This window comes from Lysinibacillus sp. fls2-241-R2A-57, from assembly GCF_030209535.1.
Lineage (GTDB): Bacteria > Bacillota > Bacilli > Bacillales_A > Planococcaceae > Lysinibacillus.
The window spans coordinates 1-13,990 of record NZ_JARVRU010000074.1 but is presented as its reverse complement, the minus strand read 5'-3'; the positions used below and the strand labels follow the sequence as shown (position 1 = coordinate 13,990).

The 13,990-nt window shown below is 34.3% G+C and carries 15 protein-coding genes; 4 read left to right on the top strand and 11 right to left on the bottom strand.

Annotated elements, in window-relative coordinates:
- Positions 1–739: 739 nt before the first annotated feature.
- On the bottom strand, positions 740–1,555 hold the full coding sequence (locus QRN68_RS13105) for a hypothetical protein (RefSeq protein ID WP_285397337.1): 816 nt from the start codon (positions 1,553–1,555) through the stop codon (positions 740–742).
- Positions 1,556–1,851: 296 nt separating this feature from the next.
- Between QRN68_RS13105 and QRN68_RS13100 the strand changes: the two genes are divergently transcribed.
- Positions 1,852–2,445, top strand: coding sequence for a YdeI/OmpD-associated family protein (locus tag QRN68_RS13100; protein WP_285397339.1), 594 nt, complete (start codon positions 1,852–1,854; stop codon positions 2,443–2,445).
- A 206-nt stretch (positions 2,446–2,651) separates the two neighbouring features.
- On the opposite strand, the gene QRN68_RS13095 is transcribed toward QRN68_RS13100, so the two are convergent.
- The 3 genes from QRN68_RS13095 to lepB form a co-directional block, all read right to left on the bottom strand.
- Complete coding sequence (locus tag QRN68_RS13095; protein ID WP_053482180.1) at positions 2,652–2,846, bottom strand: helix-turn-helix transcriptional regulator; 195 nt, start codon at positions 2,844–2,846, stop codon at positions 2,652–2,654.
- The gene (locus tag QRN68_RS13090; protein ID WP_350224352.1) at positions 2,812–3,363 is read right to left on the bottom strand and encodes a DUF6773 family protein; all 552 of its coding nucleotides are present in this window, start codon (positions 3,361–3,363) and stop codon (positions 2,812–2,814) included. The genes QRN68_RS13095 and QRN68_RS13090 overlap by 35 nt, the downstream gene beginning before the upstream one ends.
- A gap of 228 nt (positions 3,364–3,591) precedes the next feature.
- Positions 3,592–4,170, bottom strand: a complete 579-nt coding sequence (gene lepB / locus QRN68_RS13085; protein WP_285397335.1) for a signal peptidase I — start codon at positions 4,168–4,170, stop codon at positions 3,592–3,594.
- 538 nt (positions 4,171–4,708) lie between these two features.
- On the opposite strand from lepB, the gene QRN68_RS13080 reads away from it, so the two are divergent.
- Positions 4,709–5,266 (top strand): delta-aminolevulinic acid dehydratase, encoded by a 558-nt coding sequence (locus QRN68_RS13080; protein WP_285397334.1) that lies wholly within the window; start codon positions 4,709–4,711, stop codon positions 5,264–5,266.
- A gap of 101 nt (positions 5,267–5,367) precedes the next feature.
- Here QRN68_RS13080 and QRN68_RS13075 read toward each other — a convergent pair whose 3' ends face one another.
- Positions 5,368–5,913: a GNAT family N-acetyltransferase gene (locus tag QRN68_RS13075; protein ID WP_285397333.1), complete on the bottom strand. Its 546-nt coding sequence runs from the start codon at positions 5,911–5,913 to the stop codon at positions 5,368–5,370.
- 16 nt (positions 5,914–5,929) lie between these two features.
- Positions 5,930–6,463 carry a cysteine hydrolase family protein gene (locus tag QRN68_RS13070; protein WP_285397332.1) on the bottom strand — a complete coding sequence of 178 codons (534 nt, stop codon included), beginning with the start codon at positions 6,461–6,463 and terminating at the stop codon, positions 5,930–5,932.
- A 700-nt stretch (positions 6,464–7,163) separates the two neighbouring features.
- On the opposite strand from QRN68_RS13070, the gene QRN68_RS13065 reads away from it, so the two are divergent.
- Together QRN68_RS13065 and QRN68_RS13060 are read left to right on the top strand one after the other, a co-directional pair.
- Positions 7,164–7,607, top strand: a complete 444-nt coding sequence (locus QRN68_RS13065; protein ID WP_285397331.1) for an Imm30 family immunity protein — start codon at positions 7,164–7,166, stop codon at positions 7,605–7,607.
- Between the two features lie 68 nt (positions 7,608–7,675).
- A complete protein-coding gene (locus QRN68_RS13060) occupies positions 7,676–8,086 on the top strand; it encodes an e9imm peptide (RefSeq protein ID WP_285397330.1) in 411 nt (136 codons plus the stop codon).
- 227 nt (positions 8,087–8,313) lie between these two features.
- On the opposite strand, the gene QRN68_RS13055 is transcribed toward QRN68_RS13060, so the two are convergent.
- The 5 genes from QRN68_RS13055 to QRN68_RS13035 all read right to left on the bottom strand — a co-directional run.
- A complete protein-coding gene (locus QRN68_RS13055) occupies positions 8,314–10,038 on the bottom strand; it encodes a M60 family metallopeptidase (protein WP_285397338.1) in 1,725 nt (574 codons plus the stop codon).
- A 486-nt stretch (positions 10,039–10,524) separates the two neighbouring features.
- Positions 10,525–10,905, bottom strand: coding sequence for a hypothetical protein (locus QRN68_RS13050; RefSeq protein ID WP_285397329.1), 381 nt, complete (start codon positions 10,903–10,905; stop codon positions 10,525–10,527).
- Between the two features lie 121 nt (positions 10,906–11,026).
- Entirely contained in the window at positions 11,027–11,866 is an 840-nt protein-coding gene (locus QRN68_RS13045; RefSeq protein ID WP_285397328.1) for an MBL fold metallo-hydrolase, read from the bottom strand.
- Positions 11,867–12,429: 563 nt separating this feature from the next.
- Positions 12,430–13,362, bottom strand: a complete 933-nt coding sequence (locus tag QRN68_RS13040) for a stalk domain-containing protein (protein ID WP_285397327.1) — start codon at positions 13,360–13,362, stop codon at positions 12,430–12,432.
- A 284-nt stretch (positions 13,363–13,646) separates the two neighbouring features.
- Positions 13,647–13,990 (bottom strand): hypothetical protein (locus tag QRN68_RS13035; protein ID WP_285397326.1); only part of this gene is annotated, 344 nt, incomplete at its 5' end.

Here is a 13,990-nt window from a genome sequence, read left to right as displayed (position 1 = left end):
TTTGCTTCTGATTTTGTTGGATTTACTACTGCAAATACAAATGCTGCTAGTAACAAAATAAATAATTTTTTCATCATTCTCCTCCTCGTATTGATAATTAATTAGCATTATATACTAAGAACGTAATATTTTATCAATAGAAATTAAGAATGTCAAAAACCAAACAAAAATAGTGTGTTTTTCCATAACATAACTTCATGCATCTACCATTCAAGCCAATTCTCTAAATTACATGGTCTATTACTTATTGATTGAAACTTGATAGAAAGCTTCATAGCAACATTTTATGATTGTTTTTTAATAAACTCATTGTTAATTTTATTGTTTGATGTAAGTTTTTTTTGTTAATACGAAGATAGCTATTACTACATTAAATGAAAAGGAAGTTCTCGATGAAAGAGGTCTTTCGATTAGTAAGTGTACTGAAATGGCATAGTTAAAAAAAGAAACCGTTCGTCGTCTGTATAATGAAACTACTATACAATACCAACGACATAATTTAGGAGCGTTGTGTAATGTACTTTGGTAGAAAACGAGGAATAGCAGCACAAAAAAGCATCTACTGGAGCGGATGCTTTTTCATAAAAACTATTAAATGCTTCTATTTTTAGTTTAATAAGCATATTAACATATAGCACTGTGACTGAAATTATCAATTACCATAAACTTGGAGGATGATCGAATGTAGCAACTACAACTAAACCTTACGTTTAACTTAGGAATAAAAACATTTTGCACCTTAATTCTCTAAAGATTTTTCAATTACATAGCTTTGAGGTATGAAAAATGTTCGGGTGTAAAACTCTGGTTCTGGTTCAATTAAATTCACCGCGTAATAGTTACCAATTTTAAAACCTTCACTTTTTAGAACGGTTCCTGCTTTCAATTGACCAGCAATTCTTTGATAATAATCATTATTGTTGATTAGATATGGTTTTATATGCTGCACTGTATCCTTTGTTACAATAAATAATGTATCCGTATTAACAGGTTGAGGTTCTATTATTAGAATGTCTGTTGAATCAATTTTATTTCTTTCAATACCGCCACCTATAAAACCCATATCATAGGTATGGACAAGCTCTCCTTGTTCAATTTTAAAATCTCCCCAATTATTTAAATACGTGTAATAGGAATGTGTATGAGTCCCCGAACTATCATCTTCCATGTAAAATGATTTAAATGGTTTATCTCTATTTATCCACAAATATGCTGGGTTATCATAAAATTGTACACGCTGTTCAAATGGAATCGCCATAAATACTGTTAAATTTGTGGCTTGTACACGATAACCAGAGCTCATCCAATAATACGTTTGTCCATTGTATTTTTCGATATTATATACGCGGAAATAGTTTCCCTTTTTAACTAACATCGATTCAAACTTTCCATTGACGTTTTTCTTGTACACTTTTACATCTTTATTAAAGGTCATTTTCCCTGTTTGCCCTTTGACAATTTCTGCTCCATCATACATCACTTTTGCTTCTGATTTTGTTGCATTTACTGTTGCAAATACAAATGCTGCTAGTAACATAATAAATAATTTTTTCATCATTCTCCTCCTCAGCTTAATTTTACTAAACATAATCAATTTGTATTATATACTAGTAATATAATATTCTACCAACAAAAATATAATAATGGCTCATCACCAAAAGTTCTGGGCATCAGCGTCCCAGATAAGACACTAGAGCGCAAGCGAAGCGGCTAATAAAACACCTAGTTATGGTCATGAGCATAATAATGTAAAACAAAATTAGAGTGTTTTTTTAGCTAGACATGATACTAATTAATGTTTTATTATAAATCGATTAGAGTAATTAAAAAATTGTAGAGGGGTGTTCCTTGATGACAAATAGTAGAACGAATCCAAAGGTTGATGAATTTTTAAGTAAAGCTAAAAAGTGGCAGGAAGAATATTCGGCATTGAGAAATATCGTTCTTGACTGTGAGCTGACCGAAGAATTCAAGTGGATGCATCCTTGTTACACGTTAGAGGAAAAAAACATTGTGTTAATACATGGATTTAAGGAGTATTGTGCGCTTCTGTTTCACAAAGGTGCCCTGTTAAAGGATGCCCAGGGGATACTAATCCAACAAACGGAAAATGTACAAGCAGCGCGCCAAATTCGGTTCACCAATGTTCAAGAAATAGTTGCAATGGAAACGATCATTAAAGACTATATTAATGAAGCCATTGAAGTTGAAAAAGCAGGTTTAGAAGTGCCAATGAAAGAGCATAAGGAATACATTATCCCTGATGAACTTCACAATAAATTCAATGAAATGCCTGCATTAAAAACTGCTTTTGAAGAGTTGACGCCAGGAAGGCAGAGAGCATACATTCTACATTTTTCTCAGCCTAAACAATCCAAAACTCGCGTGTCAAGAATTGAAAAATGCACACAGCAAATTCTTGATGGTAAGGGATTAAATGATTAAGCTCATTCGTGAGAAAATAGCAGGTTGGAGCAAATTGCTTCAATCTTTTTTATTTTGGGCGTAACTAAAATTCCAAAGAATAAAAGAGACTATCTGTTTAGTCGATAGCCTCTTCGATAAAGAATAACACGAGTTTTTTACATCTTGAACTAATCCTTGGATATCACTGAATCTTTACCAAGTTAGTATCCTATATTGACCACAATTTACTCCTCCCAGAACAATTCATCTAGGGTTTTATTTAAAGTTTTACATATAGCAATACATAAATTCAACGTCGGGTTATATTTTCCTAATTCAATTAAACCGATTGTTTGCCTAGTGACCCCCACTTTTTCAGCCAATTCACCTTGTGATAAATCGTGTTCAATTCGAGCCATTTTCAAACGTATGTTTTTCACCTTTATCACCACTATCTTCATCTTCTAACATTCTTTGAATAACTCGATCACTTTTCTTTTTAGCAAGCCCATAAAATAAAATTAAAATTCCGGCAATAAATGAAGAATACATGAACAGTGATACAAAAAATACCATAAAGAAAAAATATATTGCTTGTGGAGTGCTTTCTGCATAGTTGAATGCACTGTTAACACCCATAATAATAGCAACAATCATGCCAATAGACACTCCAGAAATAATATATTTAGTACTTAATTTAATTTTACTTGTACTGTCGTGAATCTCTACTTCATCTGTAAATATGCCGAGATAAGCTACTCTAACAGAATAATATACTGATATGATTATTAAAATCAACAACTCTGTTAATACATTTTGTGAGGGCGCTCCCATTGTAATGGACTTTATTAGGATCGATATTGAACATACTAATAAGACAATGTAATTAATCTCTCTGTAAATTTTATTTTGCTGATTTATAACTCGTTCATCAACGTGTTTACTTTTTCCAAACATCAATATTTTACCTCCCCTTATTTTATAATTTATATTATACAGAACATCTGTCTTTTAGCAATATATATATTGCATTAAGCTAATTATATTTTTCATCAGTGAAATAAGACGCTAGGTGCGTTTGTTTCCACAGCTGTTGATTAAACAAATGACAATACAAAAAACCACTCATTTGTAGAGTGGTCATGATTATTATCTTTATTGAGTTTTTAAACTTTGAGGTTCAATTTAGTTAAAGCTTAAGTCAATATGTTCCATCGGCCAACAGATGATACTGGTTGTCCCCATTATTTTTTCTTCAGGGATGAACCCAACCTCAGGATTTCTACTATCATTACTTATACGACGATTATCGCCTAATACAAAGTAATGCCCTTCTGGTACGGTAGTTTCACCTAAATTTTGATCTAATGTAAAATCATATGTAAGTGTCCCAGTATCCTTTAATTTATTTTTGTATTGGTCTAAATAAGGTTCATTGTACTTCTCACCGTTTATGTATAATTGATCGTCCTTATACTCGATTTTATCTCCTGGTAAACCAATGATTCGCTTAATATAGTTTGTTTCTTCATCCATTTCAACAACAACAATGTCAAAGCGATCATATGACTTAAACTTCGGACCAATTTTGTTAACAATCACACGATCTTGATCTTCAAGTGTCGGCATCATAGAAGCACCTTTAACAAGTACTGGCGTAAATAAGAACTGCTTCACTACAAACGTAACCACTAGAGCAAATGCAATTGCTTTTACCCATTCAAAAAGCTCACTTTTTTGTTTTCTCTGTATTTTTTCTTCCAAAAATTTCACCTCCTAGTGTTCTATTATTAATACGCTATACAAGGAAAATAGTTTCAACTTTCTTATCAAATATTATTTTTTTTGGAAATTCATCTACAAACAAAGGTCGTAAGTTTTTATTTGATTGGTGTCCGTACAAATTTTTAAGGGAGACAGGCTTGCCTCCCTCTCAATACAAAAAAATTTTTCATTCAACGGCCGTAGCCAAGTCATGTATCAACACTTCTACCTCCGTCATTCTCCCAACGATCAATATCCCAAACAACATCGTCCCGGCTGTCAGTTATTTCGCCAACACAAGGAAGGATACCAGTTTTTTTTACTGAAATACTCACAATAACATCAATGACATGTATATACATCATCCTTTTTTATAAATGTTTCATTTCTATACTATGTAATGTACTATGATTTAGTTCGTGGCCTTGATAAATTCAAACAAGGTAAAGTGAAAATTTGAAAAGTAACTTCTAGAAGCCTACAATATAATTTAAACCAATATTTTGAATAAATGGTTATAAAGAAAAGAGGTTATTTAATGAGTAAACCAGAATTATATGTTAGTTTAGCTGTTGGCCCAGATTGTGACGGGGCGGCATTTGCTTTGCGTTCAGCACTTGAGTACTTTGGAGCAAGAGTTAACATTCATTGGATAGGTGGAAGACCAAATGATTTGGTTGATGTTCTTTCTGGAGAAGATCGAGTAGAGAAAATGGATTATTTGATTTTATATTTCCATGGTGATGAAGGAAGATTTTGTATACCTGAACTGGATGATGAGGATTATGAAGCCGACGAGCCAAGAGGAGAATTTTTTGGTGCAGAAGAAGTAAAACGTTATTCAAAATTGAATGATGTAAAAGTTATCGCAGCAGGCTGTACATTAGGTGTTGAACAATTAGCTTCAGCATTTCTAAAATGCGGTTGTCATTCATACATGGGGCCTGATGATTACATAGATGGTAATGCAAATTTATTGTTTTTAATACGGTTTATGTATGAAATAATTAACAATAAAAAAAATCAACAAGAAGCATTTGAAATTGCAAAATCTTTGGATGATGAAACTGCAATGTATCAGCTTTATTTATCATAAAATAAACTGCACCCCCATTATTGGCGGTGCAGTTTTTTACATGACTAAATTCAAAGTCTAACTTTTTTGGTCATTTCATCTTTCGCTTAACTAGGTTTATTTCATTTCACAATTCTTCCCATGACAATCGTATTATAATAGTTGCCATCTGAAAGGATCTTATCATTTTTTAAAACGCCTTCAATTTCAAAGCCTAGTTTTTTATAAAGTAAAATCGCTTTGTCATTTGTCTCTACAACATTCAGGGCTATTTTTTTAATGTCATTAGCGTCAGCCCACTCTATCGATGCTTTTAAGAAATTTTTGCCTATCCCATAGCGCCAAAACTCATTTAATACCCCTACGCCAAATTCTACTTTATGAGCAAATCTTTTTAATGGAGACCCCTCACATCTAGAAAATCCGACGATGCGATTATCAACTACTGCTACTAAACACAAATTCCTTGGACTTTCTGTGTCAACCCTAATGATCTGCTCAAAACCTTTTGTATCGATAAGAGCTTCCCCTTGTTCTCGATCAAAGTTTTCCGTTTCTCCATCAAGTTGTAACCTTATTGCAGATAAAGCTTCGGCATCTTCTATTTTGGCAGATCTAATTGTATATTGGAGTTCATTTACATTAAATTCTTGGCTATTTATTATCAAAGTTGAATCCTCTCTACTACTTATTTTTGAAAAAGGTACTTGGCTGAATGTTCACGAATCGATTATGCCAAACGGACTCGTGGTGCTTAATAATTTGTTGCGCATCTAATACCTGACTATCTAATGTAGAGTGTGCATCTTCGACTAAAATATTTTGGTGGTAACCATGGCTATACGCACTTCGAATTGTCGTATCAAGACAAAATTCTGTTTGAGCTCCTGCAAAAATAAGCTGCTCAACTTTTTGTTCTTGTAAGTATTGCGCTAATTCCGTTTGATAGAATGCATCCCACGTTGTTTTTTGTATGACCTTATCCTCTGGTTGTCGTAGAAGCCCGTGATATAAATCCCACCCTGGCTTGCCAAACGCGAAATCATCGTCTTCATTTGAATCCGTATGCTGGATAAAAATGATCGGGACTTCGCTATTTCGTGCCGAAGTTATTAACATATTAATATTATCTACCACTTTTTCATAATCAAATAAGTAGTTTTGGCTATCCAAAAAGAAAGCTTCTTGCATATCTATAATAATTACTGCCCGCTTCATTCCATTCTCCTTCAAGAATCTGACTTTAATTCTCTTATTGTACAGAAATTCACATTCTATTTAAAGGGAATTATGAGAAATGATGTAGTTTCCTTCACACAATGCCGCTAAAATAACTTGCCATGTAATTTTGAACTTGATTTTTAATTTCTTCTAAGACCTTTATACGGCTTTTTTCAGGTCTTTATTAATCCATCCTATGAACGCGGACTTTACTTTGTTTACGGGGAACTAATTCACTTATTTGCATCCCTCTTAATGTCTCTACCATAATTCTAATATCCTTTTGTTTGTAAATTTTGAAACATTTGCTTCGTGTGCAACGAAATTAAAAGTAAACTTCACTTTTTTTAGTCCCATCTCTGAAATTGTCTTTTCAACTCTAATTCTTGTTTTCACCGACTTCTCTTTTGAAAGCTGAACTATAGTAGTTGTATTGCTCTTTTTCAACAATGGGACATCTTTAAGGTGTGATGCCATCCACCTAAAAATAGAGGACTGCTGCAAAACATTAGCACTTTTTGCGTAAGAAAATTATATGAGGTACAATTTGGTAAATAGATAAGATCTTTAAATTTGAGGAGTTCCTCTAATGAAAATATAATGCTAAAAAAATATGTAATGTAGATTCAAATTTAACCATGATACTATTCATATGACAAAACATATTTCTGATAAATGCAAGAAAGGATGATGACAATTGCACAAAATTGCAGAAATACTATATAAGAACAGGCTTTTATACTCCATAGAGGAATTCGAAACATTCGAGGCTACACTGGCTCAAGTTGACCTGTCTAATCCTGCGTTGGTTTATGATCTTTGTCTCGTTTTTGATGATGAAACGGAATGCCCTGAGGTTATGTATGGTTTGATTCATTGTATTGAAGCATTTGAGTGGAAGGATGCAATAAAGCAAGTCATGTTAGCTACTCCGCGAATGATGGAAAATGCGGCAGAATGGGCAGATACGATGCACTGTAGAATTCTAAATCATGATCAATCTCGTATATGGTATAAAGAGTATCTTCATACATTTGAGCCAAATCAGAGACAACCTCTTATTCAATTACTTCAATCGATCAGCCAAAATACGCCAGACCGATTTAAAGATAAAGTAGACGAGATCATAGGAACATATTAATTAATTTGATCCGTTTCAAGAATTGATTAAGGTTTTTGAGTCGATCACAGGTAGGGGGAATAAGCCATATGAGTGAAAGATTAAACTATGAGCAACTTTTTAAGCTAGTAAAGGAAATACAAGGCCTCTATTTTGGTGATACGCCATATGATAATCAAATGAGGCAATTTCAAGATAACGTTTCTTATCCGGATGTTGAGCAATTATTTCGCACTGACCAAAACGCAGAATATATAGTCAAAAGGGCTTTTCATCATAAGGTTATCAAATTTGGAGAGCTACATAGAGAGGAGTTGATTCACCTTGTTGAACAAGTTATGGAGTGCGCAGGAGAAGAATGGGAAATTGATATCTGGTTAGACATGGTTACCAGTTCGGTTGCCGATCCCAATATTAGCGACTACATTTTTTGGAGTGACGAAGCATTAACAGCTGAAGAAATAGTAGATAAGGCATTATTATACAAGCCGATATTCTAGAATAGATTAAAAGTCATTTAAACGTACAATTTTCACGATATGATACGGTGACACCACGCTAAAATATGCTCTGAAAAATTTACGCTTTCGTTTACACAATCTAGTTCTCTCTTAAAGAGTAATTCTCCAGCAAATAATTGTTGTTCAACTTGAATCGAAAAATCATAAAAAACGTTATCCTATTCTATTTATAGAAAGGATAACGTCATTGTCGTTTTACAGATAGATTAATATCCTAAAATATCTACTTCTGCTGCTGAAGCATGCCCATTCATCCCGTTTACGACCTCTAATTTCACATATTTAGCAGTTATAGGATCAAATGTTGCAAATTTTTGTTTCTTATTATTTTCCCACGTTCCAGAAGTCACTTTTTGATAGTTCACACCATCCGTACTTGTGTAAATATTGTAGCTTAGAATACGACCATTTACATTGCTATCTTGCCTTGGAAGATATGCTAGTTGTGTAATGGTACGAGTATCACCAAGATCAAGTGTTAAATTGTACGGATATTGGTATGGGGTACTCCATTTGTTATGCCAAATTGTATATGGATTCCCATCAATCGCATTACTAGCAGGATCATGCCCTGATTCTTCGCTGTTTGCAATTGCTTTCATGTTTATTTTAGATAATGTACCTAGTGGAACTTGCCTAGTATCAGTTGCCTCCCAAATAGGAGCAGTTAATGTTGGGTATTGTAAAGCTTCTATTTTTTGTCTTGTTTCCGGTGATGCTAAAAGTCCCCACTGGTCAAAAAATGGAAGTAAATTTTGCTTTGCCACTTTGGATGTATTATAAATAAATGCTTGTATTTTCTCGTCACTCGTTTTCGGAAGTTCTTCTTTAGGTATTGCACGGTATAATTGATGTAATTTTGGATAAAATTCTTCGCCAAAGGTTAAGTCTAATTGCCAAAACATAACTAACTTCACAAAAACATCATCAATTTTATTAAAATCTTTTTCTGATTGAGGCTTGTTTAAATATGTAAATGCTTTTGCATATGTTCCATTCTCTAATCTTGATGTATTTCCAAAAGCCCGTTGCACAGACATACTATAAATATTTGTAGTAACTTCTCCTAAGCCATCCCACTTCCAAGGGTTTTGTTGTCGCTGATGACCCATTTCATGCCAAGGTCCCCATCCATCTTTTGTAAACTTATTTATATCTAATACATATTGAATCGATTCTCCTACATAAGCAGTTCTACCAGAAAACGCATACATATAATAATCAGAATGAGTATCCTCTACAAAATGAATGTAATGCTTGTCTGCTTGTTCTTCAGATAAACCAGAAACTCGATCTTCAATTCTAATCGCTTCGTCTATTTTTTTTAAGAGTTCTACAGGATCTGTATTAGAACCTAATAAGTATTTTTTAACCTTTTCAGGACTTGCCGTTATTAGCGAGCGTTCTCCTTTTAGTTCCACTGCGTGGGCATCGGGATATTTATCTAGCATGTCTACCAAATCTTGTTTCGTATTTTTACCTAATTCAAAAAAAGGCGTAGGTGTTCCCCCAGTTTTTATTTCAGTTTGTACTGTGCCACCTTGTTGTGGATTGTAAAAATAAATCATTCCACCGTTTGGTGATTCAATTGTATTTTCCCCTGATTTTAAAGTAAACGACTTTACTAACGAATCCATATTCCATGCGCCATCGTAGGAGACTGTTCTTATATAAGCTTGAATATTTTGTGTCCCGTCCACTTGAATTGTTATTTTTTCATTCGGGCTTGCATAGAATCCTGTTGGTTCATATGGACTAAATCTAAATTGGCGTCTATCCCTATCTTGGATTTGATTTACATTTCCCTTACCAATCACATGAAAAATACGCTCAGTGGATACTTGTTTCTCTACAGTTTGTTCTTGGGTTTCAGCTGAGACTTTTGTTATCCCCGTCGTTCCACCTATAAATGGAAAAGCAAGTATATTCACAGCTATAAAGGTTTTGATTGCTATCTCCTTATTTCTTTTTTTACTATTTTGTTTCACTTAACACCACACGCCTTTCTATAATTTGATAAATCGAAGAAAGACACCCTCATCCTAAATCATGATAAATACTAGCTAAGAGATCTTAATTATGTAAGGCAGGATGGAGGGATGAAACGAATCTATTTCATTCTTTCTTATAACTATGAATTTAGCATCAAATAAGTAATAAAGTAATCAGAATTTTACAATTTTTAGACATTTTCCGCCACTTACTAAAATAGTAGTCTATGGGGTAACACCACATGTCCATCTAGCTATCATTTTGTGATGCCCCCTTAATTGAAAACGAATGTAGTATCAGCAAATGCAAAAACTCCATTTTGAAAAAAGAATGATCAAAATGGAGTAAATCTTTCTAACTAAGTATGAGATTTTTCTAGAAAAGTTTGATTAATCAAATGAGCCTTATTCAACTAGCTCAATTAATTATTCAAAACTATTTTCATAAATATCCAAGAATTTCGATATCATTACACCTTGTTGAACAACAGTTTCATCTTTAGTTTCAAGTTGCCAAGCTAAGGTCTTATAATCTTTATAATTTTTTTGGCTAATAGGCTTTAAATCATATTCTTTGGCAGTGGCAGCAAATCCTTTTTCATAATCAACTTGAGCTTGTTGTAATGCTTTCTTATGATTTTTAAAAATGGGCATTCCCTTAGCATTAGCTCCTATTGCATAAGCTTCATTGTCACCAAAATCAGCACTTAATTGGCTTGTATCATAGTCATTAACAACTTTTGAAGATGAATTACAGGCTGTTAAAAGTGTAAGTAAAACTATACTGATTATAATTAATTTTTTCATTTTTCTCCTCCTAAGAACATAGCTCTTATTAATAAAAAAAGTTGACTTCGGCAGCCGCATCTTAATCTCATGCCTTCATTAGTGGAATAATGGTAACGCTTTTATTGCTAACATGTTAAAACTATAGATATGAAAGTTGTAATCCTACTCCAACTTCTCCTAAATAAGCAACTTTCGAAAGAGCTATTTTAGAGTGTAAATCTGTACAATGACACGCATGAAGCTTAGTAGGTTTAAGATCATTTATATAACGAACTGTGTTATCTAACTGCTCTTTCGAAGGATTTAATAGGTGAAATCCTCCAATAATATCAACTACTCTCTCTTCCTGACATACCTCTTTGGCATATTCAATGATGTTACATATCCCAGAATGTGCACATCCAACGATAATAACTAACCCTTCTGAAGATTTATAAACGATTGCAGTGTCATCCAAAACGAAGTCGTTGACACTCCCTTGATCTGTCATAACTTGCCCTATAGAATCTTTTCCTTCAAAATCAAATATTCTTTTAATTTCCCCTAGAAATACTAGTCGATCTGTTAGCCATAATGGTTCTTTAGCAAATCGGACTGGAAAGTGTCTACTTAACTTTTCATGAGATAAGATACTCCCTATCTCTCCTACAGGATCAATTAGTTTAGTGTTAAAAACCAATGGATGCCCAATAATCTTAGGCGTATTGTGTAGTATTTCTTCATTTTTTGCTTCCATATGTAGTCTAATTAAATGCGTCAGTCCCCAAGTATGATCCACATGCCCATGCGACAAAACAACATAATCGAGATTTCTTAAATCAATTCTCATTTTATCTGCATTCTTTATAAAGACATCAGAATATCCAGTATCAAAAAGGATACGTTTATTATCTTCTTCAATAAAAAAAGAAAGCCCAGGTTCCCCTAAAAAATAGCGATCAATTAAAGTATTATTATCTACTAAAATGGTTAATTTCATGTAATACCACCCTTTTTTGTTAATTATAACAAACCAGAGTGAGGTTTGATCTAAATGGTTAATCTTTTTCTAACAATACAAATCAATATTGAACTGACCAGCACTGTTAGTTTAAGTGCAATGGTTCACAATCTTTTTTATTTAGTGGGTTCCAGCATAGCAGTACATTAGAGCAAAGATAAAAATAAAAGTTAAGACTGCTCCTAAAACATTTTGGTTATGAGTGCTCTTTCCATTCTTTAAGTTCTTCAAAAAAGTAGTAAAATTTAAAAACCATAAAACTCCTAATAACGGTACGACAATCAAAAAGCAAAAATAACATAAATTATTCCTCTCCTTCGCATTTACAAAATCTTATTCAACAAAACCGTTTCTTAATAGTTCCTTCTGCTATTTGTCGACTACCTCATCAAAAGCTTTTTCTGATTTTAGTGTTCTAAAGTCGATACTGCAACAATGCAATCAAAATATTGGGCTGTATTTCATAGCTGCCTATAAGTCTTAATCAATCTAAACGAAAAATCCCCTCCACAGCATCATGCCATGAAGGGGTAAAAATATTTTTATTTCATTAATTCTTCAACAAATTCAACTGGTACATATGTTTTTGTAGGTTCTAATAGAGCTGGCGCTACTTTAAAGTGACGAATTGCTTTATTATAGCCGTATTCTTTTTGATCACGTGTAATTGTGTAAGATACTGCGCCTTTCGAGATAATCGCGCCTTTTCCTGTTGATTCTACTTTATAGCCCAACTCTTCGGCAATTAAACGTAGTGGGACCATTTTTGTACCTTCAACTTCATAAAAATCACTGTTAATGATTTCTTGTACTTTAGATTCAGCTGGATCAACCTCACCCGCCTCTTCTGCAATCGTATCTAAAACGACTACTTTTGAAGGTGGTGTTTGTGCTGGAATGCTCATTGTTGTAATCGTATAAAACACTAGTAAATGCTGTTCTGCTAAATCCTCAGCCTTTACTTCTTTACCGGATAAGCTAAATAATTCCGTTTCTTTACCAACGTTTAGTTTTAACGTGTTGTCAGTATTCACTAATTCTTTATTGAAAAAGTCTACTTCAACAGTTCCCATTTCTTTTGTTTCAGCAATGATTACTTCAGGGTTATATTGTGGTGGATAAATCGTAAGCATTGGCTTATTTGCATATGTGTATGCTGTTACTTTATCACCTTTTTGTAGTTTTACTTCTTTACCAGTATTATCGAAAACAAGTGTATCGCCATTTACGACAAAAACATTTGTATCTTCGCCCTCTTTAACAGTGTAATACGTTGCATTTTCACGTTTTTCAACATTGTCAACTGTTCCATCTACTTTAATAAAAACCGGCTCAACCTGAGGATTTTGCTCCTTATTATCAGTAGTGTTCGTCACACCTGCTTTTCCTTCGTTTGCTGATGCGGATGGAGCTACTACAGCACCCCCAATTAATAATGCTGTCATAGCAAATGGTACGACTTTCTTCATTTTCATAAAAAAGCATCTCCCTCATTTTTCAAATTCATAGTAGTAGTCGGTTATAAAAGAAAAAGGTTACAGTATTGCCAACATTTTTTTAAAAATTACCCTAAAAAGCCGTGATTCTTTTTAATGATGAAGAATCACGGCTTTTACTTTTGCTGTTTGGACGGGTGTTTTGTTCGGTTCGTGGGGATTGGCTTCGCTTGTCGCGGGTATTTACTTCGCTTCCGCGGGTATCCTCTCCGCGCGGACATTTCCCTCGCTTTCGCGGGTATTCCCCTCCTCCGCGCGGGTATTTACTTCGCTTCCGCGGGTATTCTCCTCTTCCGCGCGGGTATTTTCCTCGCTTCCGCGGGTATTCTCCTCATTCGCGCGGGTATTTCCTTTGCTTCCGCGGGTATTCTTCTCCTCCGCGCGGGTATTTCCCTCGCTTCCGCGGATATTCTCCTCTTCCGCGCGGGTATTTCCCTCGCTTCCGCGGGTATCCTCTCCTCGCGGACATTCACCTCGCTTCCGCGGGTATTCTCCTCCTCCGCGCGGGTATTTCCTTCGCTTCCGCGGGTATCCTCTCCGCGCGGACATTTTCTTCGCTTCCGCGGGTATTCTCCTCCTCCGCGCGGGTATTTACCTCGCTTCCGCG

What these genes read in the sequence shown, in the direction of transcription:
- QRN68_RS13090 (WP_350224352.1), bottom strand. Translation starts at nt 3,363, where the DNA reads ATGTTTGGAAAAAGTAAACACGTTGATGAACGAGTTATAAATCAGCAA.
- QRN68_RS13050 (WP_285397329.1), bottom strand. Translation starts at nt 10,905, where the DNA reads ATGAAAAAATTAATTATAATCAGTATAGTTTTACTTACACTTTTAACA.
- QRN68_RS13045 (WP_285397328.1), bottom strand. Translation starts at nt 11,866, where the DNA reads ATGAAATTAACCATTTTAGTAGATAATAATACTTTAATTGATCGCTAT.
- QRN68_RS13080 (WP_285397334.1), top strand. Translation starts at nt 4,709, where the DNA reads ATGAGTAAACCAGAATTATATGTTAGTTTAGCTGTTGGCCCAGATTGT.
- QRN68_RS13100 (WP_285397339.1), top strand. Translation starts at nt 1,852, where the DNA reads ATGACAAATAGTAGAACGAATCCAAAGGTTGATGAATTTTTAAGTAAA.
- QRN68_RS13040 (WP_285397327.1), bottom strand. Translation starts at nt 13,362, where the DNA reads ATGAAAATGAAGAAAGTCGTACCATTTGCTATGACAGCATTATTAATT.
- QRN68_RS13060 (WP_285397330.1), top strand. Translation starts at nt 7,676, where the DNA reads ATGAGTGAAAGATTAAACTATGAGCAACTTTTTAAGCTAGTAAAGGAA.
- QRN68_RS13105 (WP_285397337.1), bottom strand. Translation starts at nt 1,555, where the DNA reads ATGAAAAAATTATTTATTATGTTACTAGCAGCATTTGTATTTGCAACA.
- QRN68_RS13070 (WP_285397332.1), bottom strand. Translation starts at nt 6,463, where the DNA reads ATGAAGCGGGCAGTAATTATTATAGATATGCAAGAAGCTTTCTTTTTG.